This window comes from Streptomyces cyslabdanicus, from assembly GCF_052663305.1.
On sequence record NZ_JBQRUW010000012.1, the window covers coordinates 24518 to 48436 of the forward strand.

A 23919-nucleotide genomic window follows, 5' to 3' on the forward strand; every position below is an offset into this window, starting at 1 on the left:
GGGCCGACAGGGGGAACTCGTGGGGGAGGCGGCCGAGTTCGGCCAGACGGTCGTGGAAGTCGTCCGCGGGCGCTGGGGCGTCGCGCTGCAGGACGACCGGCTCATCGACCGCTTCACAGAACCGGGGTGGAGCTACGAGGAGGAGGTGCCCCGCGCCTGCCCGGAGTGCGACGGGCGCATGTACGCGCTCCGCAGACCGTACGAATCGGGTGGGCGCGTCTACCGCTACGTGGCCGTCGTCTGCCCGGTCTGCCCGGCGGCGTACACTCTCACCGACCTCGGTGTGAAGACCTACGACAAGCTGTGGCCGCGGCCCACGGCGAGGAGGACCTCGGTCCCACGGCCGAAGGCCCCTCGACTGGAGGCCCCACGGCTGAAGGTGACGGAACCGATGCCGGCGGCGAGTGTCGAGGAGGCGCTCCTCGGCCCCTGTCCCGCGGAGCCCGGAGTCACCATCACCCCCCTCACCCCCCTCAGGGTGATCGCCGCATCCCCGGGACCGGCCTGGCCCGCGGACCTCCCGGTGCCCAGGGAGCGTGAGCGGCGCCGCCTGATGTGGTGCAAGGTGACCGACCCGGCCTGGCGACCGTCCGAGGAGGCCGTGTGGGCGGCCGACGACATCCGCGTCATCCTCCCCGAGGGCCCCGCCTTCGACGAGTTGCGCGCGCACCTGACGGCGCGGGGCGTACCGTCGCGCAGCGCCCGGCACTGGATCGAGGGCGAACAGGTCGGCACCGTGACCGACGTCGGCACCACCTCGGGGCTGGTGGCCCATCCGGTCCGCGCGTTCCCCGCCCATGGATCCCCGATGCCGTCCGCGCCCGTCGAGGGCCCCGGGGCCCACGCGGCCCGGGACGCGTTCGAGGCCCAGTGGGACGCCCTGAAGGACCTTCCGGTCGCCGACGACACCCCGTACGTACCGGTGACCGACCTGGTTCCCGAGGAGTGGACCGGTCTGCTGCCGTACCCCACCTTCAATCCCGCCCAGGCGGACGCCGTCCCGGCGGTGATGGAGAGCGACGACCATCTGATCGTCGTCGCCCCGACCGGCGCGGGCAAGACGCCGATCGGCATGGTCGCCGCACTGCGGGCGCATGCCCGCGGGCGCAAGGCGGCCTGGCTCGTCCCCCAGCGGTCGCTGACCGACGAACTCGACCGTGAACTCGAGAACTGGCGGCGGCACGGACTGGAGGTCGTCCGGCTCACGGGCGAGTACGCCGTCGACACCGAACTGATCCGCGAGGCCGACGTCTGGGTCGCCACGACCGAGAAGTTCGAGGCGATCTGCCGGAACGGATCTCTTGGCGGTGCCCTCGCCGAGGTCGGCTGCCTGGTGGTCGACGAGATCCACCTGCTCGGCGATCCGGGGCGCGGCGCCGTGCTGGAAGCGGTGCTCACGCGGGTGCGCGAGGACAGTGCCCTGACCCGCGTCGTCGGGCTTTCGGCAACCGTGGCCAACGCCGGCCAGGTCGCCGCGTGGCTGGGGGCCCGGCTGATCCGGACCTCGTGGCGGCCCACCCGGCTGACCTGGCAGATCCCCATGCTTCCGGCGCCGCGGGACGGCGTACGGTCCACGCAGGCCGTCAAGGCCCGCACGGACACGGCCGTGCGGCTGGCTCGGGCCTTCACCGACGAGGGCGGCAGTGTGCTGGTCTTCTGCAGCAGCAAGCGCGGGGTGCGTGCGACGGCACTCGCCCTCGCGGCCGACCGGGGTGTGCCGACCCGTGGCGTCGACGCGGACGACACGGAACTCGTCGAGCGTCTGTGCGGCGGCGCCGGCGTGGGACTGCACTACCGCGACTGGCCGTTCAAACGCGAGGCCGAACGGGCTTTCCGAGCCCGCGAGATCGACGTCCTGGTCGCGACGTCCACGGTGGCCGCCGGAGTGAACCTCCCCGCCCGCGCCGTCGTCGTGCGCGACGTCCGGCTGGGCCGGAACCGGATCGAAGTGTCCATGGTGCAGCAGATGTTCGGCCGTGCCGGGCGGGTCGGCGCGGGAGAACGGGAGGGCTGGGCCTTCCTGCTGGCGGACGAGACGGAGCGTCCCGAGTGGCAGGCCCGGCTGTCCGCCGGCTACACCGTGCGCTCCCGCATCGGCGACCGGCTGCCCAACCACCTTCTCGCCGAGGTGGTGCAGGGCCGGGTGGGCTCGATGAAGGAGGCCGAGGACTGGTGGACCGGCACGTTCGCCTTCCATCAGGGGCACGACAGCGTCGAACCGCTCCATGACGCCGCGCTCTACCTGGGGGAGGCGGGATTCCTGCGCATCTCCCCGGGCCCTCAGGGCGCGGAGTTCCTGGAAGCCACCGAACTGGGCACGCTGACCAGCCGTTTCATGGTCGATGCCGAACTCGCGCGCGAACTGGCCGAAGGCGTCGGTGGATTGCGGGTGCCGGAGGAGCCGGATCATGCCGAACTCCTCCTGACCGAGCTGCTCAGCAGGCAGCTCCCCGAACTGGCGGAAGCGGCCTTCACCGACCGGGCGCGCGCCACGCTGCGGCGGGTGCTGCACCATCGGGGCCACGCGGAAGGGCTGGAGCACGACCGGGGGCTGCCGGACAAGGACGAGGGGCTGCTGCCGGGCGACCTGGCCCACGCGGTGCTGCTGCTGGTCTCCAGGAGCCCGCGGCTGTTCGCCGCCCGCGGCGGGTACGTACTCGGCATCCCTGCCGACAGTCTGACCGGCATCCTGGACGAGGCCCAGCGCTACCTGGCCTGGCTGGGAGCCCAGGGCGAGCTGGGCACCGTCCACCCGTGGGCGGCCGTCGTGGCCGCGGACCTCGCCGAGCGCGTCCGCTGGCGGACACTCGGGCCCGGCCGCGGTGCCGGGCGGCTGCTGTGGATGTGCGGGCGCATGGCCACGCCGCAACTCGCCGCTCGCCTCGTCCCGCGCATGTGGCGTGCCGCGCGGGACCGGGGCGTGGGCGCCCCGGACTGGTCGGGCGTCACCCCGCCGCGTGACTGCGCGCTCTCACCGGAGCGTTACCGGACCCTGCTGAAACAGCGGGCCACGGGCGCCGCGTTTGCCTCCGGCCCCGGCTCCCCGCGCGTTGAGGCCCCGCATGGTGCGGTGATCTGCCTGTGGGACGGGGCGACGACGGTCCGGTACGCGGCGGACGGCACATCGGCCCCCCTGGACCACCCGCTCACTTACCCCGACGATCCCTCGAAGGGCCGACGGGGGGCAGCGGTCTTCACCCGCGGCGACCGCTTCGCCGCCGGCTGGCTCGCGGTGTACAACGGCGTCGGGTCCGCGGAGGAAGGCTGAGCCCCATGGGCGAACTGGTTGACCACGTTGACGAGCAGGACCGGGTAGTGGGAGTCGTCGACCGGGCCGAGGCGGTTCGCCTGGGCCGGCTGCACCGCATCGCCACGATCGTCTGCCGGGGCGAGAACGGACGGTTCCTCGTCCACCGGCGCCCGGACGACGCGGTCCGCTTTCCGGGCCAGTACAACTGGATGCTCGGCGGTGCCGCCGACGTCGGTGAGTCCTACGAAGAGGCGGCAGCCCGGGAACTGTCCGAGGAGCTGGGCGTCCAGGCCGCCCCGCGCTTCGTTTTCAAATTCCGGTGCGCGGGCGCGATCAGTCCCTATTGGCTTGGATTGCACGAGGTCGTCATCACGACCCCCGTCCGGCCGAATGCCCTGGAAATCGCCTGGCACGACTGGGTCACCGAGAGGGAGCTCGAATCCCTCGTACGACGGCGGCAGTTCGTTGCGGACGCCCGGGAGGCATTCGACCGGTACCGGGACCTGAGCCGGTCGGCCGGACCCTTGCCGGACGCGCGAGGCGCGGGAGGCCGACCGGCAAGGTCCGGGTCAGGCCGGTGAAGTGAGCGGTCCGCCGAAGTGGCGGGCGAAGAAGCGGACCGCGCTGTCGGCCTCGAAACGGGGCAGTTCCTTGTGCCTGCCCGCGTTGGCGTGGAGGGTCTTCTCCTTCGAGGCGAAGGAGTCGAACAGCGCGAGACCGGCCTCGCGCGGGATGTGCTCGTCGTCCCACTGCACGGCGAACTCGATCGGGACGGTGATCCGCTTCGCCTTCTCCACCAGGGCGTCGGGCCAGTGCTGGCCGAAGACCGCGGCCGTGATCCTGGGTTCGACCGCCACCAGGGGCACTCCGATCGCGGTGCCCATGTTGAGGCCGAAGTAGCCGACCGGCCCGTCGGCGCCGATCTCCGGAAGTTCCTGGAGGGCGTCCAGGGTCGCCTGGTATTCGGGCACGGCGAGCTCCGCCAGGTGGGCGTTGTAACGGACGACGATCGGCCCTTCCGGCTCGCCCGCCGCCCTCGCCCGGTACAGCTCGGCGATCTCCTGCTCGTCGTGCGCGCTGCGCGGCCGGTCGCCGTGACCGGGCGCGTCGATGACGGCGACGTGGAAGCCGCACCCGGTCACGAGGCGCTGGGCCCGGCCGGCCATCGCCGGATGCTTCTTGTGGTTGCCGCCGCCGTGGCCCATCAGGATCAGCGGCGCGCGACCGGTGCCGGGAGCCGGCGACCAGAGAACGCCGGGGACGTCGCCCACGGTGAAGTCGCGCTCGACCATGCCGTTCGACGACGACTCGGCGGTGAACTGCAGAGAATGCACAGGTGTTGCCTTTCGGGAGTGCCTTGTTGTCCAGGCGCTCCCGGCGGCACCTACGTCAGTCGCCGACCGTGACGGAAAGGGGGAGCACCCACGTCCATACAGCGTTCATGGGTCTCACCTCCTCGGGCGGCGTCACGGTCACCCGCAAGCTACCAGCCCGATCACCGCCCCGGCGAGCCCTTTTCGCCCGCCCGCGTGGCAGACCTAGGACCAGCGCCCGATGGGCGGACGATCACTTGCTCTCTAGGCTCTTCACCACCCGCCGGTTCATGACGAGCCGCACCGATCAGGAGGCAGCACGTTGTCGGCTGACGCCACGGCTCATATACGCATCGCCCGCCCGTCACGTGACCTTCAAGTGGCGGAACACTTCTGGGTCTCGGGTCTCGGTCTCGACGTCCTCTACCGGCACGCGGCGGACGGTACTCCTGGCCGGCACTCTCTTCTCATGGTTGGCTGGCCCGACGCCGCCTGGCACCTGGAGCTCGTCCACGATCCCGCTGCCCCCATGGATCCGCGCCCGACTCCGGAGGACCTGCTGGTGATCTACCTCGGCGAGCCGGTGCCCGACTCCCTGGTGGAACGGCTCGAACGACACGGTGGGAAGCGGGTGCCCGCTCACAACCCCTATTGGGACACCTGGGGCGTAACCCTCGAGGATCCGGACGGCTACCTGTTGGTGCTGTCCACGCGGACCTGGTCCAACAGGTAGCACATCGGCACCCTAGGCCTTCGCGTCCGGTTTCCAGTCCTGGACGAGGAGTCCGAGGACTACGTCGTCCAGGAACTCGCCCATCACCCAGGCCGCGGAGCGCAGCACGCCCTCGCGGACGAAGCCGTTGCGCTCGGCGGAGCGGAGCATCGCGGCGTTGTCCGACAGGGTCTCGATCTGAAGCCGGTGCAGGCCGCGCACGACGAAAGCGTAGTGGCACAGCGCCGCGACCACGTCGGTGCCGTAGCCCTTGCCGCGGCAGGACGGCAGCAGCCCGAGGCCGATGTGCGCGGACCGGTTGTGGTCGTCGATGTTCCACAGCAACGCACTGCCGACCAGCGTGCCTCCGTCCAGCTCCACCACGGAGAACGGGACGTGCCGTTGCTCCTTGTCGTCCACCACGAACTGCGATTCCTGCGAGCCGGGCGTGATCGGCCGCCACGGCCGGCCCGCGGCGCGCGAGGTGTTGACCACGTCGTCGTAGAGCTCGGCTTCCAGGATCGGGATGTCGTCCTCGTGCCGGGCTCTGAGCCCGATCTTGCTGCCCCTTAGCATGCAAGCTTCCTATCCGACCGGTCCGGCCGGCGGCAAACCATTAAGCGGCAGCCACCGGTTGGCGCGGCGGCCGTCATGGAGCCACGACATGGTGCTACGACCTCGCCAGCAGTTGGAAGTCGAAGGTGTACCGGGACGCGCGGTACACATGGGTTCCGAGCTCGACCGGGCGGCCCGTGTCGTCGTAGGCCGTCCGCCGCATGGTGAGCAGGGCCACGCCCTGCTGTTCGTCGAGCAGGAGGGCCTCCTCGGCGGTGGCCGCGCGGGCCCCGATGGTCTGGCGGGCACTGTGCAGGGTGATGCCCGCCGAGCGCAGCAGGCGGTACAGGCCCGTCGCCTCCAGCCGGGCGGTGTCCGGTTCGAGCAGGACCGCCGGCAGGTGGTTGCGCAGGAACGCCACCGGCCGCCCGTGGGTGCACCGCAGCCGTTCGAGCACCGTGACCTCGCCGCCCTCCGCGAGGCCGAGCGCGGCGGCCACGTCGGCAGTCGCGGGCACGCGCTCGTTGCGCAGCACCCTGGTGGTCGGGCCCTGCCCGGCCGCCTCCAGGTCGTCGTACAGGCTGCTCAGCTCCAGGGAGCGCCTGACCGTGCTGTGCACGACCTGTGTGCCGATGCCGCGCCGCCGTACCAGCAGGCCCTTGTCGACCAGGCACTGGATGGCCTGGCGGACCGTGGGGCGGGACAGGCCCAGCCGCGCGGACAGGTCCATCTCGTTGCCCAGGAGGTTCCCCGGGGTGAGGAGCCCGTGTTCGATCGCGGCCTCCAACTGCTGGGCGAACTGGTGGTACAACGGCACCGGACTGTTCCGGTCCAGGGCGAAGTCCAGGGCGTCGAGCGCACGGACGGACCCGGGACGGGACCGGTCACCGGTCGTCGCCACGGCGGCACCCCCTCAGGGTCGCGCTTGGTGGACACGGGCTCAAGTGACCTGCCTTCATGGTGCGTTCACAGGTGGCGGCGGCGGGCGACCGCCTCGCGGTCGTAGCGCACGCGGGCCCGGACGGCGGCCTCGTGGGCGGCGACCTCGGCCACCGGCACGTCCCACCAGGCCTCGGCCGGGGGAGCGGCCGGGGCGGGACGCTCGACGTCGGTCTCGACGTAGACGCACGTCGGGCGGTCGGAGGCACGGGCCGTACCGAGCGCGACGCGCAGTTCGCCGACCGTCTTGGCCCGCAGCACGTCCATGCCGAGGCTGGCGGCGTTGGCGGCGAGGTCCACGGGGAGGGGCGCGCCGGTGAAGGAGCCGTCGGCGGCCCGGTAGCGGTAGGCGGTGCCGAAGCGCTCGGCGCCCACCGACTCCGACAGGTCGCCGATGGAGGCGTACCCGTGGTTCTGGACCAGTACCACGTTGACGGGCAGGCCCTCCTGGACGGCGGTGACGATCTCCGTCGGCAGCATCAGGTAGGTGCCGTCGCCGACCAGCGCCCACACCGGCGTGTTCGGCGCGGCCTGCTGCACCCCGATCGCGGCCGGGATCTCGTAGCCCATGCAGGAGTAGCCGTACTCCAGGTGGTACTGGCGCGGGGAGCGGGCCCGCCACAGCTTGTGGAGGTCACCGGGGAGGGATCCGGCCGCGTTGATCACCACGTCGTCGTCGCCCACGACCGCGTCCAGCGCGCCCAGCACCTGGCTCTGGGTCGGTACGGCACTGTCGTCACCGGTGCCGAACGCCGCCTCGACCACCCGTTCCCAGCGCTGCTTCCCGGCGCGGTACTCGGCCTCGTACCCGGCGTCCACGCGGTGTCCGGCCAGCGCCCGCGTGAGCGCCGTGAGGCCGGCCCGCGCGTCGCACACGAGGGTCGTGGCGGCCAGCTTGTGGGCGTCGAACGCGGTGACGTTGAGGTTGACGAAACGGACCTCCGGGTTCTGGAAGAGCGTGCCGGAGGCCGTGGTGAAGTCGGTGTAGCGGGTCCCGACGCCGACGACCAGGTCCGCGGTGCGGGCGAGGTCGTCACTGACGGCCGTGCCGGTGTGGCCGATGCCGCCGAGGTCGGCCGGGTGGTCGTGGCGCAGCGAGCCCTTGCCCGCCTGGGTGGAGGCGACCGGGATGCCGGTGGCGTCGGCGAGCGCCTTCAGCGCGTCCTCGGCCCCGCTGTGGTGGACGCCGCCGCCGGCCACGACCAGCGGGCGCCGGGCGGCCCGCACGGCCCGTACGGCGTCGGCGAGTTCCGCCGGGTCCGGGGCGGGACGCCGTACCCGCCACACCCGCTCGGCGAAGAACTCCGCGGGCCAGTCGAAGGCCTCCGCCTGCACGTCCTGCGGCAGCGCGAGGGTCACCGCCCCCGTCTCGGCCGGGTCGGTCAGCACCCGCATGGCGTTCAGGGCGGAGGGGATCAGGGCCTCGGGGCGGGTGATCCGGTCGAACCAGCGCGAGACCGGGCGCAGGGTGTCGTTGACCGACACGTCCGCCTCGACGGGGTGCTCCAGTTGCTGGAGCAGCGGGTCGGCGGCGTGCGAGGCGAAGTAGTCGCCGGGGAGCAGGAGCACTGGCAGGCGGTTGATCGTGGCCAGTGCCGCACCCGTGACGAGGTTGGTGGCGCCCGGTCCGATGGACGTCGTGACCGCCTGCGTGGACAGCCGGCCGCACTGCCGGGCGTACCCGACCGCCGCGTGCACCATGGCCTGCTCGTTACGGCCCTGGTGGTACGGCATGACGTCCTCGCCCGCCTCCGTCAGTGCCTGTCCGAGGCCGGCCACGTTGCCGTGGCCGAAGATGCCCCAGGTGCCGGCGATCAGCCGGTGCCGTACGCCGTCCCGCTCGGTGTACTGGGCGGCGAGGAACCGCACCAGCGCCTGGGCGGTGGTGAGGCGGATCGTCGAGTGGCTCATCGTGACCTCACGGGGAAGGGGCGGTGTACAGGGGCAGGCGGGGATCGACGGGCTGTTCGGGCCAGGTGCCGCGGATCCACGCGTGGTCGGGGTGGTCGCGGATCAGCCAGGCGCGCTCGGGATCCGGTCCCGCCATGACGTTGAGGTAGTACATGTGGTGGCCGGGCACGGCCATCGACGGCCCGTGCCAGCCGTCCGGGATCAGCACCACGTCACCGCCGCGCACCTCGGCCAGCACGTCCGTCTCGCGGCCGTGACCGGACGGGGAGACCCGCTGGTAGCCGAGGCCGGGGGTGCTCCCGTGGCCGGCGAACTCGAAGTAGTAGATCTCCTCCAGGACCGACTCCTCGCCCGGCCGGTGCTCGTCGTGCTTGTGCGGCGGGAAGGAGGACCAGTTGCCGCCCGGGGTGATCACTTCCACCGCGATCAGCTTGTCGCACTCGAAGACGTCCGCGGCCCCGAAGTTGTTGACCTGGCGGGAGCAGGTGCCGGTGCCGCGCAGCTCCACCGGTACGCCGGCGGCCGGACCGTGGCGGGCGGGCAGGCGCCGGGTGCAGCGGGCGCCGGTGAGCGCGAACCGCCCGCCGCCGGAGGACGAGACGGTCACGCGGGTGTCGCGCGGTACGTAGGCGAAGTCGCTCACCCCGCTGAACACGCTCTCGCGGCCGGTCAGTCGGAACGTGTCGCTGCCGAAGTCGTCGTCGGCGTCGACCGTGCAGCCGCCGGCGAGCGGCAGCACGATCCACTCGCTGTCGCCGGTGTCGAAGGTGTGCGAGCCACCCGGCGGCAGCTCCAGCACGCGCAGGCCGGCGTGGCCCCAGCGGGCGGACTCCGGGCTCACGTCCACGGCGTAGGGCCCGGAGAGGGCCTTTCCGGCGGGGAGGTGGTACGGACTGGTCACGAAGATGCCTCCTGTCACGAAGATGCCTCCTGGGGCCGTTCCGCAGGGCCCCGGTCACCCGGTCACCCGGTCACCCGGTCACCCGGTCACTCGGTCACTCGGTCACTCGGTCACTCGGTCACAGCAGGCTCACAGCCGTGTCGACCGCGTTCTCCACACTGCCCGAGGCCGGGTACAGCAGCGACCGGCCGACGACCATGCCCTGCACGGTGGGGAGTTCGAGGGCTTTGCGCCAGCGTTCGTAGGCGCCTTCCTGGTCGTCGCCGATCTCGCCGCCGAGCAGCACGGCGGGCAGCGTGGAGGTCCGCAGGACCTCGGCCATGTCGTCCGGGTCCTCGGTGACGGGCAGCTTCAGCCAGGTGTAGGCGGAGGTGCCGCCCAGGCCCGACGCTATGGCGATGGCGCGGGTGACGGCCTCGGCGGACAGGTCGTTGGCCACCCTGCCGCCCGAGCGGCGCGCGATGAACGGCTCGACGAAGACCGGCAGGCGCAGCTCGGCCATCTCGTCGACGGCCCGCGCGGTGGACTCCAGGGTGGTCAGTGAGCCCGGGTCGTCGTAGTCGATGCGCAGCAGCAGCTTGCCCGCGTCGAAGCGGAGCCGGGCGATGTCGCGGGCGCGGTGCCCGGTGAAGCGGTCGTCCATCTCGAAGGAGGCGCCGGACAGGCCGCCGCGGTTCATCGAGCCCATGACGACCTTGCCGTCGAGCACCCCGAGGAGCAGCAGGTCCTCCAGGACGTCGGCGGTGGCGAGCACTCCGTCGACGCCGGGCCGCGACAGTGCGACGCACAGGCGTTCGAGCAGGTCGGCCCGGTTGGCCATGGCGAGTCCGCGGTCGCCGACGCCGAGCGCGCCGCGCGCGGGGTGGTCGGCGGCCACGATCATCAGCCGGCCGCTGTCGCCGATCAGCGGGCGGCGCACCCGGCGCGCGGCCGCCTCCGCGACGGCCTCGGGGTGCCGGGCGCGGACCGCGGTGAGGTCGGGGATGCTGAGGGTCAAGGCAGGCTCCGTTCAGGCAGTGGCTCGCGCGAGGAGGCCGTCGACCTCCGCACGGGTGGGCATCGCGGAGGAGCAGGCGAGGCGGGAGGCGACGAGGGCGCCGGCCGCGTTGGCGTACCGGATGGTCGTCGTCAGGTCCCAGCCGGACAGCAGGCCGTGGCAGAGCGAGCCGCCGAACGCGTCGCCCGCGCCGAGGCCGTTGACGACCTCGACGGGCACCGGCGGGACCTCGGCCCGGGTGCCGTCCCGGTTCACGGCGAGGACGCCCTTGGGGCCCTGTTTGACGACCGCCAGTTCCACCCCGGCGGCCAGCAGCGCCTCGGCGCAGGCCTCGGGTTCGCGCACGCCGGTGGCGATCTCGCACTCGTCGACGTTGCCGACCGCCACGGTGGCGTGCGCCAGCGCCTCGGCGTAGTACGGGCGGGCGTGGGCGGGATCCGTCCGGGCTGTGTCGTCCCACAGCACCGGGCGCCAGTCGAGGTCGAAGACGGTGGTGCCCGCCCTGTCGCGCGCCGTCAGGGCGGCGAGGGTGGCGGAGCGGCTCGGCTCCGCGCTCAGGCCGGTGCCGGTGACCCAGAAGATCCGGGCCGCGCGGATGGCGCGGAGATCCAGTTCGCCGGTGTGGATCTCCAGGTCCGGGGCCTTGGGCCGGCGGTAGAAGTACAGGGGGAAGTCGTCCGGCGGGAAGATCTCGCAGAAGGTCACCGGGGTCGGGTACGCGGCGACCGGCGTGACCCAGCGGTCGTCGACGCCGAAGCCCTGCAGCGCCTCGTGCAGATACGCGCCGAAGGGGTCGTCGCCGGTGCGGGTGATCACCGCGGTGGAACGGCCGAGCCGGGCCGCGGCGACGGCCACGTTGGCCGCGGAACCGCCGAGGAACTTGCCGAAGGTCTCCACCCGCGCCAGGGGTACGCCGGACTCCAGGGGGTAGAGATCGACTCCGATGCGTCCCATGGTGATCAGGTCGAAGGACTGGGCGGACTCAGCGGACTCAACGGGCTCTGCCATGCGCGACGCTCCTCGAGCTGGGCTGGGGTGCGGACCCCGGGGCGCCCCGCCACGGTGGGGGCGCGGATCCCGGGACCTGCCGCCTCCCAGATGTAGGACCCGGACGGTCCCACTGTCAAGCGTTTGTTCTGACATTCGGACCAGCTCGTGAACGGATGTCTTGACAAAGTATTGACAGCGGGTGCGCCAGGGGATTGGATCCCGTCCCAACCGAAGTTCCCCCGAGTTCCGCCGAGTTCCCCTGAGTTCCGCCGAGTTCCCCCCGAGCTTTTCCCAGCCACAGTGAGGTGCACGAAAGATGGACCGCTCTTCTCGCCGCTCCCGCCGAGTCGCTCCCGTCGTGGCCGTGGTCGCGGTGGCGGCCCTGGCCCTCGCCGGATGTTCCAGCGGTTCGGGCGGAAAGAAGGCCGAGGGGGGCGGGGACGGGGGCGGCGGCACCGCGGGCAAGGCCACCACGCCCCGGATGACGGTCGCGCTGGTCACCCACCAGGCGCCCGGCGACACCTTCTGGGACATCGTCCGCAAGGGCGCGGAGGCGGCCGCGGCCAAGGACAACATCAAGCTCGTCTACTCCGCCGACCCCAACGCCGGCACCCAGGCCAACTTCGTCCAGAACGCCATCGACCAGAAGGTCGACGGCATCGCCGTCACCCTCGCCAAGCCGGACGCGATGCGCGACGTGCTGGCCAAGGCCGAGCAGGCCGGCATACCCGTGGTCGGACTCAACTCTGGCCTGAACGACTGGAAGAAGCTGAACCTGCTGGAGTTCTTCGGCCAGGACGAGTCGGTGGCGGGCGAGGCGTTCGGCAAGAAGCTGAACGAGGTCGGCGCCAAGAAGGCCGTCTGCGTGATCCACGAGCAGGGCAACGTCGGCCTGACCCAGCGCTGCGACGGCGTGAAGAAGACCTTCCGGGGCTCGATCGAGAACCTCTACGTCAACGGCGCGGACAGGCCGTCGGTGAAGTCGACGATCACCGCCAAGCTCAAGCAGGACAGCTCCATCGACCACGTCGTCGCCCTCGGCGCCCCGGTCGCGATGACCGCGGTGCAGTCGGTGGGCGACGCGGGCAGCAAGGCCAAGGTCGCCACGTTCGACCTCAACAAGGAGCTGACCGGCGCCATCAAGAAGGGCGACATCGAGTTCGCCGTCGACCAGCAGCCCTACCTCCAGGGCTACCTGGCCGTGGACGGCCTGTGGCTGTACAAGAACAACGGCAACTACAGCGGCGGCGGAGAGCAGCCGGTGCTCACCGGACCGGCCTTCGTCGACAAGTCCAACGTCGACAGGATCGCGGCGTTCGCCGCGAAGGGCACCCGGTGAGCGACATGTCCGAGCAGGCCGTGCCGGCGGTGGGCACACCGCCGGCTCCCGGCCCCCGGCGGACCGACGGCCGCACCGTACGGCGTTCGCCGGCGCGGAGACTGCTGTCCCGCCCGGAGGTCGGGGTCTTCCTCGGCGCCGTCGCCGTGCTCGTGTTCTTCCTCGTCGCCGCGCCCTCGGTCCGCCAGGGCGGTTCCATGGCGACGGTCCTGTACCAGTCGTCGACCATCGGGATCATGGCCCTGCCGGTGGCGCTGCTGATGATCGGCGGCGAGTTCGACCTCTCCTCCGGTGTCGCCGTGATCACCTCGGCGCTCACCGCGAGCATGCTCAGCTACCAGCTCACCATGAACGTGTGGGCCGGAGTGATCGTCGCCCTGGCGGTGTCGCTGGGGATCGGCGCCTTCAACGGCTGGCTGCTGGTGAGGACCGGGCTGCCGAGCTTCCTGGTCACCCTCGGCACCTTCCTGATCCTCCAGGGCGTCAATCTCGCCGTCACCAAACTGGTCACCGGCAACGTGGCCACCGACGACGTCAGCGACATGGACGGCTTCGACCAGGCCAAGGCCGTCTTCGCCTCGTCCTTCGACATCGGCGGCGTCGAGGTGAAGATCACCGTGGTGTGGTGGCTGGTCTTCGCCGCACTGGCCACCTGGGTCCTGCTGCGCACCAAGTACGGCAACTGGATCTTCGCGGTCGGCGGCAACAAGGAGAGCGCCCGCGCGGTCGGCGTGCCCGTCACCTTCACCAAGATCACCCTGTTCATGCTGGTCGGCTTCGGCGCCTGGTTCGCCGGCATGCACCAGCTGTTCTCCTTCAACACCGTGCAGTCCGGCGAGGGCGTCGGCCAGGAGCTCATCTACATCGCCGCCGCCGTGATCGGCGGCTGCCTGCTCACCGGCGGCTACGGCTCCGCCGTCGGACCCGTCTTCGGCGCCTTCATGTTCGGCATGGTGAACCAGGGCATCGTCTTCGCGGGCTGGAATCCCGACTGGTTCAAGGCCTTCCTCGGTGTGATGCTGCTCGGTGCCGTCCTCATCAATCTGTGGGTCCGGCGCACGGCGACCCGGAGGTGACCGACATGACCAGCGACAAGGCGGCAGTCCACGGCGCCGTCCTCCCCGAATCCCCGCCCCCGGCCGACGGGCCCGTCGCCGAACTGCGCGGCGCCGGCAAGTCCTACGGCAACATCCGCGCCCTGCACGGCGTCGACCTCGCCGTCCACCCCGGGCGCGTGACCTGCGTACTCGGCGACAACGGCGCCGGCAAGTCCACCCTCATCAAGATCATCTCCGGGCTGCACCAGCACACCGAGGGCGAGTTCCTCGTCGACGGCGCACCGGTACGCTTCTCCAGCCCGCGCGACGCCCTCGCCAAGGGCATCGCCACCGTCTACCAGGACCTGGCGACCGTCCCGCTCATGCCGGTGTGGCGGAACTTCTTCCTCGGCTCGGAGCTGACCCGGGGCCCCTGGCCCGTCCGCCGCCTCGACATCGCCCGGATGAAGCGCACCGCGGACGAGGAACTGCGCGACATGGGCATCGTCCTGGACGACCTGGAACAGCCCATCGGCACGCTCTCCGGCGGCCAGCGCCAGTGCGTGGCCATCGCACGCGCCGTCCACTTCGGCGCCCGCGTCCTCATCCTGGACGAGCCCACCGCCGCCCTCGGCGTCAAACAGTCCGGCGTCGTGCTGAAGTACATCGCCGCCGCCCGCGACCGCGGCCTCGGCGTCATCTTCATCACCCACAACCCCCACCACGCCTACCTGGTCGGCGACCACTTCAGCGTGCTGCGCCTGGGCACCCTCGAACTCAGCGCGGACCGCAGCGAGATCGGCCTGGAGGAGCTGACCCACCACATGGCCGGCGGCACCGAACTCGCCGCCCTCAGGCACGAGCTGTCACAGGTCCGCGGCGTCGGCACCGAGGAACTCCCGGAGGCCGAGGACCTCGCGCCGTCCACCGCGCCCGCACCGGCACCCACCGAAGGGAACTGATCACATGGCCCCCGTGCTGGACCGCATCCGGGTCGGCTCCGCCCCCGACTCCTGGGGCGTCTGGTTCCCCGACGACCCGCGGCAGGTGCCGTGGGAACGCTTCCTCGACGAGGTCGCCGAGGCCGGCTACTCCTGGATCGAACTCGGCCCCTACGGCTACCTGCCGACCGACCCGGCCCGGCTCACCGACGAGGTGGCCAGGCGCGACCTGAAGGTCTCGGCGGGCACCGTCTTCACCGGCCTGCACCGCGGCCCGTCGGTGTGGGAGTCCACCTGGGAACACGTCAGCCAGGTCGCCGAACTCACCCGGGCCATGGGCGCACGCCACCTCGTCGTCATCCCCTCCTTCTGGCGCGACGACAAGACCGCCGAGATCCTGGAGCCGCCCGAGCTGACCGGCGAGCAGTGGACGCACCTGACCCGGGGCATGGAACGGCTCGGCCGCCAGGTCAGGGAGACGTACGGCCTCGACATCGTCGTCCACCCGCACGCCGACACCCACATCGACACCGAGGCCCACGTCGAACGCTTCCTCGACTCCACCGACTCCGGTCTCGTCAGCCTCTGCCTGGACACCGGGCACTACGCCTACTGCGGCGGCGACAGCGTCAAGCTGATCGAGACCTACGGCGAGCGCATCGGCTACCTGCACCTCAAGCAGGTCGACCCGGAGATCCTCGCCGAGGTGGTGGCGGACGAGGTCCCCTTCGGACCGGCGGTCCAGCGGGGCGTGATGTGCGAGCCGCCGTCCGGAGTGCCGGCCCTCGAACCCGTCCTGACGGCGGCGCAGGCGCTCGGAATGGACCTCTTCGCGATCGTCGAGCAGGACATGTACCCGTGCGAGCCGGACACACCGCTGCCCATCGCGGTGCGCACGCGCAGGTTCCTCAGGTCCTGCGGCGCCTGACCCCGGCCGAGGAAGGACGACGATGGCCCGGTCATCGACTCTGAACATCGCCGTCATCGGCGTGGGCCGCATGGGCGCCGACCATGTGCGCCGGATCCAGGAGGCCGTCAGCGGTGCCCGGGTGAGCGCCGTCGTGGACGCCGACGCCGAGCGCGCCGAGACCGTCGCGGCCCGCGCCGGCTGCGCCGCGTTCACCGACCCGGCGGACGCGCTGGCCGCGGCCGACGTCGACGCCGTGCTCGTGGCCTCGTCGAGTCCGGCCCACGAGGCGGCCCTGCTCGCGGCCCTCGCCCACGACCTGCCCGTCCTGTGCGAGAAGCCGCTCACCCCGGACCCGGCCTCCGCGCTGCGCGTGCTCGAAGCCGAGCAGCGGCTCGGCCGGCGGCGGATCCAGGTGGGCTTCATGCGGCGCTACGACGCCGAGTACCTCCGGCTCGAACAGCTCCTGCGGACGGGCCGGCTGGGCCGCCCGCTGCTGCTGCACCACCGCCACCGCAACGTGGCCGCCCCACCCGGATGGGCCAGCGAACTGCTCATCAGTGACTCGCTCGTGCACGAGATCGACGTGACCCGCTGGCTGCTCGGCCAGGAGATCACCGCGGTGACGGTCCTGCGCCCCACCCCGTCCTCCCATGCCCCCGACGGCGTCCAGGACCCGCAGTTCGTCGTCCTCGAAACGGACGGCGGAGTCATCGCCGACGTGGAGATCTTCGTCAACTGCGGCTTCGGCTACCAGGTCCGGGCCGAGGCCGTCTGCGAACGCGGCACGGCCCAGGTCGGCGACGGCCACGCCATGGTCACCCAGACGGACGGACGCTGGGGCGGCACCATCGCGCAGGACTACCTCGAACGCTTCGAGGACGCCTACGACCGCGAACTGCGGGCCTGGGTCGACTCCGTCCGCCGGGGCACGACCACCGGCCCCACCGCCTGGGACGGCTGTGCCGCGGCCGCGGTCTGCGCGGCGGGCGTCCGCTCCCTGACCGAGGGCGGCCGGGTGCCGGTGGAGCTGCCCGAACGCCCGGCACTGTACGGATGACACCCGCCGCCCGCCCCGCCCGCCGCGCTACAGTCGGGGCGTACGGGAAGCACGGAACGTCGCGTTCTGCGTGCCGGTGACCGACGCAGTGGCGGGCAACTCCTCGACGGGGAGCGTGATGAGCACAGCTCGTGACCTGATGATCGTCGCCCTGGACGTGGCCCCCAGCCGGTCGCCGGAGCGCGGGGACCTCTCCCTGGCGCTGGCCGGCGCCGAGGCGTACGACCTGCTGCGGGCCGAGCTGCTGGAGCTGGACGGCGATCGGATCGTGCCGCGGCTCGTGCCGGAGTCCGGCGACCGGCTGCTGGACGAGGCCGCCTCCTCGCTGGTGCGCCGGGTGCCCTGTGAAACCCTGGCGGACTGGCTCTGGCGGCGCGGGCGCGGCCTGGCCAGGGCCTATCTGACCGCCCTGGAGCAGGAGGGCCAGGTCACCTGGGAACGCAGCCGCTGGCTGCCCTTCCGGGGCGGTCGCACGGTCCTCAGCGACACCGAGGCACGGCGCCGCGCGGCCTACCGCTGGGCGGCCGACGAGCCGGTGCTGCTCACGCTGGCCGCGGCCGTCGGCATCCGCGACGAGCCGGCCGGTGCGGAGCCGGGCATCACGGACGACGCGGTCCTCACCGTCCTCGCCGCCGTCCACGACGCGGTGATGGAACTGGAGGCGGTACGCCAGCGCCGCGCCATCGAGGACGCCGCCTTCGCGAACGTCTGGCGGGGCGCCTAGGCCCTGTCGTCAAACTCCCGTCTGCCCCGCGACGCCATGCACGTACTCTCGCCGCACCGGGCCCTGACCCAAGTACATCCAGTACGAGGGCCAGGGCCCGGCACTCCCCCAAGCTCTTCGAGCAGGGGGGACCCCCAGAGCACGCACCTGACGCCGCGAGGCCCGCCCTCCGGGCGGACGACGGGAGTTTGACGACAGGACCTAGCCCTTGTCGACGGGCGCTGCCACGCCGACCCTCCTAAGCTGGGGGCGGCGCGGGTCGCCCGCCCGTGCGACCCCGGGGTGCGCAGCGGATTCGGGCGGCGCCCCTCGTCCCCTGCTCGTCCGGGACGGCCGCGGGCCCGTTCCCCCGCGCTTGGAGCCGGCGCATGACGCACCCGTTTCCACGACTGCGACGGGGCGCCGCCCCCGCGGCCACCGCCGAAAGCCTCGTGGTGCCGCCCACTGCCGGGACGGTCAGCGGCGGGGCCGCCAGCGTCGGGACCGTCGTCACCGGGCCGGTCGGCGTCGGGAGCGTCGCCGCTGGGACCGCTACCGCCGGAACCGCCGTCCGCCCCGGTGCCGGCACGGCCACCGCGCATCCGGGGCCGGGCTTCGACCTGTCGGCCCGGGCAACCGCCTCGTGACCGCCCGCTCCAGGAACTGACACCGTGTCCCGGGCCCCGACCACACCTCCGGCGCAGCCGCCCCTGAACGGCCAGACCGCCTGCGGCGCCGGCGCCCACGGCCCGCTGCGCACCTTCCTGCGCACCGAGACCGGAAGCGCCGCCGTGCTGCTCGCCGCCGCGGTCGCCGCGCTGGTGTGGGCCAACGTCGCGTCCGGCACGTACGAGTCGTTCTGGCGCACCCACGTGGCGTTCACCGTCGGCCCGGCCGGGGTCTCCCTGGAACTGCGGGAGTGGATCAACAGCGGGCTCATGGCGCTGTTCTTCTTCGTCGTCGGCCTGGAGGCCCGCCGGGAGTTCGACATCGGGGAGCTGAGAGAACGCAGGCGGCTCGCCCTCTCGGCCATCGCCGGGATCAGCGGCATGGCCGTACCCGTGGCGATCTACCTGGCGCTCAACGCGGGCCACGCCACCGCCCGGGGATGGGGCGCGGCCATGTCCACCGACACGGCGTTCGCGCTCGGCATCCTCGCCGTCTTCGGCACCCGGCTGCCCGGCGGCCTGCGCGTCTTCCTCCTCGGGGCCGCGGTCGCCGACGACTTCCTCGCACTCGCCGTCATCGCCTTCGCCTACAGCGGGACCCTCTACCCGCCCGCGCTGCTCACCGCCTTCGGCGTCCTCGCCGTGCTGATCGCCCTGCGCGTGGCCGGCGTACGGATCTCCGCCGTGTACGCACTGGTCGCCCTGGTCCTGTGGGGCGCGCTGCTGCGTTCCGGCGTCGATCCGGTGGTCGGCGGGCTGGTCATGGGCCTGCTCACCTACGCCCACCCCGCCCGGCGGCACGCCCTGGAACGCGCCAGCCGGCTCTTCCGGCGCTTTCGCGAGCAGCCCACACCCGAGCTGGAACGCACCCTGCGCCGGGGCCTGGCCACCGCGCTGTCGCCCAACGAGCGGCTTCAGCGCACGCTCCACCCCTGGACCAGCTATCTGATCGTGCCGTTGTTCGCGCTGGCCAACGCCGGGCTCCCGCTCGGCGCGGCCCGGCTCGCGGACGCCTTCACCTCACCCGTCACCCTCGGCATCCTGCTCGGTTACGTCCTCGGCAAGCCGATCGGCGTCGTCGGCTCCACCTGGCTCGCCGTGCGGCTGAGCCGCGGCCGGCTGCGCCCGCCGATCGGCTGGGGCGCGATCACCGCGGGCGGCACCCTGGCCGGGGTGGGCTTCACGGTGTCCCTGCTGATCGCGACCCTCGCCTTCCGCGGGACCCGGCTGGAGGAGGCGAAGATCGGCATCCTGGCGACCGTCCTGTGCTCCTTCGCGCTCACCTGGCTGGTGACCGGGGTCCTCTCCCTGCTGCCCCCGCGCAGGCGGGCCCGCGCGCTGCTGGGCCGGGGCCGGGTCATCGTCGACCTCGGCGAGCCCGTCGACCCCGAGCGCGACCACGTCCGCGGGCCGCTCGACGCCCCGGTGACCCTGGTCGAGTACGGCGACTACGAGTGCCCGTACTGCGGACTCGCCGAGCCGGTCGTGCGGGAGCTGCTCGCCGAGTTCGGCGACGACGTGCGCTACGTCTGGCGGCACCTGCCGCTGACCGACGTCCACCCGAACGCGCAGCTCGCCGCCGAGGCCGCCGAGGCCGCCGCCCGACAGGGCCGCTTCTGGGAGCTGCACGACGTCCTGATCAGCCACCAGGGCGACCTGGACCCCAAGGACCTCCTGCGCTACGCCGAGCGGATCGGCCTCGACGCGGACCGCTTCCGCCGGGACCTGCGGGAGCGGGCGGGCGCGCAGCGGGTGGCCGACGACGTGGAGTCGGCCGACCTCAGCGCCGTCTCGGGCACCCCGACCTTCTTCGTCAACGGCCGCCGCCACCACGGCGCCTACGACATCGCCACCCTGTCGACAACGGTCCGCGCCGCCCGCGAACGCGCCGTCCTCGCGGGGGCGGGCCCGCCCACCTGACCACACGGCCCGCGGCGGGCCGCGTCGGCGGTCCGGGCCCGGTGGGTCAGGCGGTTCGTACCTCCTCTACGCGTACCGGGCGGTGCTCGTGGAGGGACAGGGTGCAGGCCTCCGCGATCCAGCCCGCCTCCAGGGCGTCCGCGACCGTGCACGGTGAGGGCAGCCGTCCGGCCACGACCTCGGTGAACGCGGTGAGTTCGGCACGGTAGGCGGCGGCGAAGCGGTCCATGAAGAAGTCGTGCGGGGTGCCGGCGGGGAAGGTCACCCCCGGTTCGACCGAGCGCACCGGCAGCTTGTCGTCCAGGCCGACGGCGATCGAGTCCTCGAAGCCGTGCAGCTCCATGCGGACGTCGTAACCGCGGGCGTTGTGGCGGCTGTTGGAGACCACCGCGATCGTGCCGTCGTCCAGCGTGAGCACGGCCCCGGTAGTGTCGGCGTCGCCCGCCTCCCTGATGTAGTCGGCGCCCCGGTTGCCGCCGACGGCGTACACCTCGGTCACCTCCCGCCCGGTCACCCAGCGGATGATGTCGAAGTCGTGCACCGAGCAGTCCCGGAAGATCCCGCCGGAGCCGGCGATGTACGCGGCCGGCGGCGGCGCCGGGTCGAGCGTGGTGCACCGCACGGTGTGCAGCCTGCCCGGCTCGCCCGCCCGTACGGCGGCGCGGGCGGCGGCGAAACCGGCGTCGAAGCGGCGGTTGTAGCCGATCTGCACGGGCACGCCGCCGCCCTGCACCGCCTTGAGGACCTCGACGCCCTCCGTCATGGTGCGGGCCACCGGCTTCTCGCAGAAGACGGGAACGCCGGCGTCGACGGCGGCGAGGATCAGCGCCGGGTGGGCATCGGTGGCGGCGGCCACGACGACGCCGTCCACCCCGGCGGCCAGTACCGCCTCGGGCGAGTCGGCCACCTCGGCCCCGAACCGTTCGGCGGCGGCCTTGGCGGCGTCCGCGATCGGGTCGGCGACGACGAGCGACTCGACCGCGTCGAGTCCGGAGAGGGTCTCGGCGTGGAAGGCGCCGATCCGGCCGAGGCCGAGGATTCCGATACGCATGGGGGCTGGTGCTCCTTGGGTGCCTGAGTGGTGCCTGTGGTGCCTGTGGTGCCGCGTGTGGTGCGTGTGGTGCGGCGCTACGTCGGTTCGGTCCCGTCGGCCGAGTACGTTCTGATCCTTCTCAGCCTCTCAGCCTCTCAGCTCTCGCGCCGCCCGGCGCCGGCCCGCAGCTCCGTGCGGAGCGCGTCCGGTGTCCAGGCGTTCCACACCCGGTCGTTGGCGCCCGGCCTGGCGAAGTGGTCCCCGCCGCCCGCGCCCGAGGCGCGCTGCTCGGCGATCAGGGCGCGGAAGACGGCGGTGGCCCGGTCGACCACGGCGGTGTCGGGGAAGGCGCCCCGGAACACCGCGATGCCGGGACCCTCGTCCAGGGCATGGACCAGTTCGGCCCGCAGGACGCGGCGGTTCCCGGCCTCGCGCAGCCGCTCGGTGTCGTGGACGAGGACGCCGTGCTCCACCGACGAGGCGTGCGGATGGTCGGCGGGATCGGTCGCCCGCTCGACGAGCGCGCGGAAGGAGCCGAGGTCGCAGTCCTGCTCGGACAGCTAGTGCCGCGGCGGGCAACGTTTGCCCGTCAAGGAGCGGCGTCCGGTGCGTGCTCTCGGTGTGCCGGCCGGAAGTCCTCGTACTGGATGTACTCGGGCTTTCGGCCGGTGCGGCGAGAGGGCGTGCCGGGCGTCGCGACGGGGCAAACGTTGCCTGTCGCGGCACTAGGCACGGCGCTGAACGGGGGTGGAGGACATCGTCGTCCTTATAGCACGTCAGGCAGGGCTGAGCGAGGCCACCGTCGACCGGGTGCTCAACGGCCGCGGCGGGGTGCGGGAGAGCACCGCGCGGGAGGTGCACCGGGCCATCGCCGACCTTGACCGCCAGCGCACCCAGGTCCGGCTGGTGGGCCGCACCTTCATGGTCGACATCGTGATGCAGGCGCCCGAGCGGTTCAGTACCGCCGTACCCGCCGCCCTGGAGGCCGAACTGCCGTCCCTGCACCCGGCCGTGGTGCGCTCGCGCTTCCACTTCCGCGAGACCGGTCCGGTGCGCGAGCAGATCGCCGTCCTGGACCGGATCGCGCGGCGCGGCTCGCAGGGCGTGATCAGAGGTTGATCGCGTACGCCTTGCGCAGCGTCTCGTGCACCGTCCACGTCGTGCGGTCGCCCTCGCGCAGCACCGCCATGTCGCCGGGGCCGACGTGCAGGGTCGGCCCGCCCTCGAACTCGATGGTCGCCGAGCCGCTGACCACCACGAACAGCTCGTCCGCCTCGGTGTCGGTGACGACCCCGGGGGTGATCTGCCAGATCCCGCGGATCTGCCGGCCGTCCTCCGACTCCCAGACCACCTTGCCCCTTACCTCGGGTGTCCCGGAGACGATCTGCTCCGGTTCGAGTGGCTCGGGTACGAGGTCGGCGTCGGGAACGTGCAGAACGAAACTGTGGGTCATGCCGTGACCCTAGCCGGGGCGGGCGGCACCGTAGCGCCGACAGAGTGTGGGGGATCGGTCCCGGTCCCGGGACACTTCGTCGCTTCCAGTGGCGGAGTTCCGCGGCTGCGGGCCGACAGGCGCCTCCCGCTCTTGCGAGCAATATGGCCAACGAAATTGTTGTCAATCCTGTCTCGCTGGATTTAGGTTTGACCGGCACTCACTCTGCCCTGGCCGACCGATGCCACCCCCGTCCCCGCCCCCGCATGACCCCCTGGAGGCAGCAATGGCCCCGCCCCTGCGTGACATCGCCCATATCGGCCACGCCCAGCTGTTCACCCCGGACCTCGACGCCAGTGTCGCCTTCTTCACCGACCACCTCGGGCTCGCCGTCAACGGGCAGCACGGCGACACCGTCCACCTGCGCACCTTCGACGACTACGAGCACCACAGCCTGGTGCTCACCGCCCGCGACCAGCCGGGGCTCGGCCGGCTCGCCCTGCGGACGTCGAGTGAGGAAGCCCTCCAGCGCCGGGTGAAGGCGATCGAGGAGACGGGCCGCCCCGGCCACTGGACCGAGGACGAGCCCGGAATCGGCAGGTTGTACGTCACCACCGACCCCGACGGGCACGAGCACGCGCTCTACTGGGAGAGCGAGCGCTATCGGGCCCCCGACCGGTTGAAGCCCGCGCTGAAGAACCAGCCCCAGGCGAAGCCCAACCAGGGCGTGGGCGTGCGACGCCTGGACCACGTCAACTTCCTCGCCGCCGACGTGCTCGCCAACGCCGAGTTCCAGCAACACGTGCTGGGCGCCCGGCCCACCGAGCAGATACGGCTGGACTCCGGCAGGATCGCGGCCCGCTGGCTCACCTTCACCGACAAGTCCTACGACGTCGTCTACACCGAGGACTGGACGGGCTCCAGCGGCCGGCTGCACCACATCGCCTTCGCCACCGACACCCGCGAGGACATCCTGCGCGCCGCCGATCTCGCCATCGACAGCGGCGTGTTCATCGAGACGGGTCCGCACAAGCACGCCATCCAGCAGACGTTCTTCCTCTATGTCTACGAACCGGGCGGCAACCGCATCGAGTTGTGCAACCCGCTCACCCGGTTGGTGCTGGCGCCGGACTGGCCGCTGATCACCTGGACCGAGGCGGAGCGGGCCAAGGGGCAGGCCTGGGGCCTGCGGACCATCGAGTCCTTCCACACCCACGGGACACCCCCGGTCGACTGAGGCGGAAGGGGGGCACGGGGGCCGCACGCGACTGTGTGCGGCCCTCCCTCGGTGCTGACCGGAGACAGCGCGAC

Annotated in this window: 20 protein-coding genes and 2 pseudogenes; 12 read left to right on the forward strand and 10 right to left on the reverse strand. The window is 72.3% G+C overall.

The window, feature by feature from the left end; all coding sequences use genetic code 11:
* Positions 1-19: 19 nt before the first annotated feature.
* Positions 20-3268, forward strand: a complete 3249-nt coding sequence (locus ACTYVM_RS08565) for a DEAD/DEAH box helicase (protein WP_445525313.1) — start codon at positions 20-22, stop codon at positions 3266-3268.
* Positions 3269-3273: 5 nt separating this feature from the next.
* Positions 3274-3831 carry an NUDIX hydrolase gene (locus tag ACTYVM_RS08570; RefSeq protein ID WP_445525314.1) on the forward strand — a complete coding sequence of 186 codons (558 nt, stop codon included), beginning with the start codon at positions 3274-3276 and terminating at the stop codon, positions 3829-3831.
* Here the strand turns inward: ACTYVM_RS08570 and ACTYVM_RS08575 are convergent.
* Positions 3820-4584, reverse strand: coding sequence for an alpha/beta fold hydrolase (locus ACTYVM_RS08575; RefSeq protein ID WP_445525315.1), 765 nt, complete (start codon positions 4582-4584; stop codon positions 3820-3822). The two genes, ACTYVM_RS08570 and ACTYVM_RS08575, sit on opposite strands and share 12 nt — an antisense overlap.
* A 301-nt stretch (positions 4585-4885) precedes the next feature.
* Between ACTYVM_RS08575 and ACTYVM_RS08580 the strand changes: the two genes are divergently transcribed.
* Positions 4886-5296 carry a VOC family protein gene (locus tag ACTYVM_RS08580; protein ID WP_445525316.1) on the forward strand — a complete coding sequence of 137 codons (411 nt, stop codon included), beginning with the start codon at positions 4886-4888 and terminating at the stop codon, positions 5294-5296.
* 12 nt (positions 5297-5308) lie between these two features.
* Here ACTYVM_RS08580 and ACTYVM_RS08585 read toward each other — a convergent pair whose 3' ends face one another.
* The 6 genes from ACTYVM_RS08585 to iolC form a co-directional block, all read right to left on the reverse strand.
* Positions 5309-5851, reverse strand: coding sequence for a GNAT family N-acetyltransferase (locus ACTYVM_RS08585; RefSeq protein WP_445525317.1), 543 nt, complete (start codon positions 5849-5851; stop codon positions 5309-5311).
* Positions 5852-5945: 94 nt separating this feature from the next.
* The gene (locus tag ACTYVM_RS08590) at positions 5946-6731 is read right to left on the reverse strand and encodes a GntR family transcriptional regulator (protein ID WP_445525318.1); all 786 of its coding nucleotides are present in this window, start codon (positions 6729-6731) and stop codon (positions 5946-5948) included.
* A gap of 65 nt (positions 6732-6796) precedes the next feature.
* Positions 6797-8680 carry a 3D-(3,5/4)-trihydroxycyclohexane-1,2-dione acylhydrolase (decyclizing) gene (iolD, locus tag ACTYVM_RS08595; protein WP_445525319.1) on the reverse strand — a complete coding sequence of 628 codons (1884 nt, stop codon included), beginning with the start codon at positions 8678-8680 and terminating at the stop codon, positions 6797-6799.
* Between the two features lie 7 nt (positions 8681-8687).
* Positions 8688-9581: a 5-deoxy-glucuronate isomerase gene (iolB, locus tag ACTYVM_RS08600; protein ID WP_445525475.1), complete on the reverse strand. Its 894-nt coding sequence runs from the start codon at positions 9579-9581 to the stop codon at positions 8688-8690.
* A gap of 118 nt (positions 9582-9699) precedes the next feature.
* Positions 9700-10578 (reverse strand): Cgl0159 family (beta/alpha)8-fold protein, encoded by an 879-nt coding sequence (locus ACTYVM_RS08605; protein WP_445525320.1) that lies wholly within the window; start codon positions 10576-10578, stop codon positions 9700-9702.
* Positions 10579-10590: 12 nt separating this feature from the next.
* On the reverse strand, positions 10591-11586 hold the full coding sequence (gene iolC, locus ACTYVM_RS08610) for a 5-dehydro-2-deoxygluconokinase (protein WP_445525321.1): 996 nt from the start codon (positions 11584-11586) through the stop codon (positions 10591-10593).
* A gap of 298 nt (positions 11587-11884) precedes the next feature.
* Here iolC and ACTYVM_RS08615 point away from each other — a divergent pair, with 298 nt between their 5' ends.
* From ACTYVM_RS08615 to nhaA, 7 genes are all read left to right on the forward strand, one after another.
* Positions 11885-12907: a sugar ABC transporter substrate-binding protein gene (locus ACTYVM_RS08615; protein ID WP_445525322.1), complete on the forward strand. Its 1023-nt coding sequence runs from the start codon at positions 11885-11887 to the stop codon at positions 12905-12907.
* Between the two features lie 5 nt (positions 12908-12912).
* A complete protein-coding gene (locus tag ACTYVM_RS08620) occupies positions 12913-13983 on the forward strand; it encodes an ABC transporter permease (RefSeq protein ID WP_445525476.1) in 1071 nt (356 codons plus the stop codon).
* A gap of 5 nt (positions 13984-13988) precedes the next feature.
* Complete coding sequence (locus ACTYVM_RS08625; RefSeq protein WP_445525323.1) at positions 13989-14906, forward strand: ATP-binding cassette domain-containing protein; 918 nt, start codon at positions 13989-13991, stop codon at positions 14904-14906.
* A gap of 4 nt (positions 14907-14910) precedes the next feature.
* Positions 14911-15813, forward strand: coding sequence for a sugar phosphate isomerase/epimerase family protein (locus ACTYVM_RS08630; RefSeq protein WP_445525324.1), 903 nt, complete (start codon positions 14911-14913; stop codon positions 15811-15813).
* A gap of 22 nt (positions 15814-15835) precedes the next feature.
* Positions 15836-16852 (forward strand): Gfo/Idh/MocA family protein, encoded by a 1017-nt coding sequence (locus ACTYVM_RS08635; RefSeq protein ID WP_445525325.1) that lies wholly within the window; start codon positions 15836-15838, stop codon positions 16850-16852.
* 118 nt (positions 16853-16970) lie between these two features.
* A complete protein-coding gene (locus tag ACTYVM_RS08640) occupies positions 16971-17576 on the forward strand; it encodes a GPP34 family phosphoprotein (protein WP_445525326.1) in 606 nt (201 codons plus the stop codon).
* A 650-nt stretch (positions 17577-18226) separates the two neighbouring features.
* The gene (gene nhaA / locus ACTYVM_RS08645) at positions 18227-20143 is read left to right on the forward strand and encodes a Na+/H+ antiporter NhaA (RefSeq protein ID WP_445525327.1); all 1917 of its coding nucleotides are present in this window, start codon (positions 18227-18229) and stop codon (positions 20141-20143) included.
* 46 nt (positions 20144-20189) lie between these two features.
* Here nhaA and ACTYVM_RS08650 read toward each other — a convergent pair whose 3' ends face one another.
* Both ACTYVM_RS08650 and ACTYVM_RS08655 read right to left on the reverse strand, forming a co-directional pair.
* On the reverse strand, positions 20190-21194 hold the full coding sequence (locus ACTYVM_RS08650) for a Gfo/Idh/MocA family protein (protein ID WP_445525328.1): 1005 nt from the start codon (positions 21192-21194) through the stop codon (positions 20190-20192).
* A 179-nt stretch (positions 21195-21373) separates the two neighbouring features.
* Positions 21374-21736, reverse strand: a pseudogene (locus tag ACTYVM_RS08655) (phytanoyl-CoA dioxygenase family protein); the annotation flags it as partial.
* Positions 21737-21923: 187 nt separating this feature from the next.
* Here ACTYVM_RS08655 and ACTYVM_RS08660 point away from each other — a divergent pair.
* Positions 21924-22286, forward strand: a pseudogene (locus ACTYVM_RS08660) (helix-turn-helix domain-containing protein); the annotation flags it as partial.
* On the opposite strand, the gene ACTYVM_RS08665 reads toward ACTYVM_RS08660, so the two are convergent.
* Positions 22285-22629, reverse strand: a complete 345-nt coding sequence (locus ACTYVM_RS08665) for a cupin domain-containing protein (RefSeq protein ID WP_445525329.1) — start codon at positions 22627-22629, stop codon at positions 22285-22287. The pseudogene ACTYVM_RS08660 and the gene ACTYVM_RS08665 overlap by 2 nt on opposite strands.
* A gap of 265 nt (positions 22630-22894) precedes the next feature.
* Between ACTYVM_RS08665 and ACTYVM_RS08670 the strand changes: the two genes are divergently transcribed.
* Positions 22895-23845 (forward strand): VOC family protein, encoded by a 951-nt coding sequence (locus ACTYVM_RS08670; RefSeq protein WP_445525330.1) that lies wholly within the window; start codon positions 22895-22897, stop codon positions 23843-23845.
* Positions 23846-23919 lie beyond the last annotated feature (74 nt).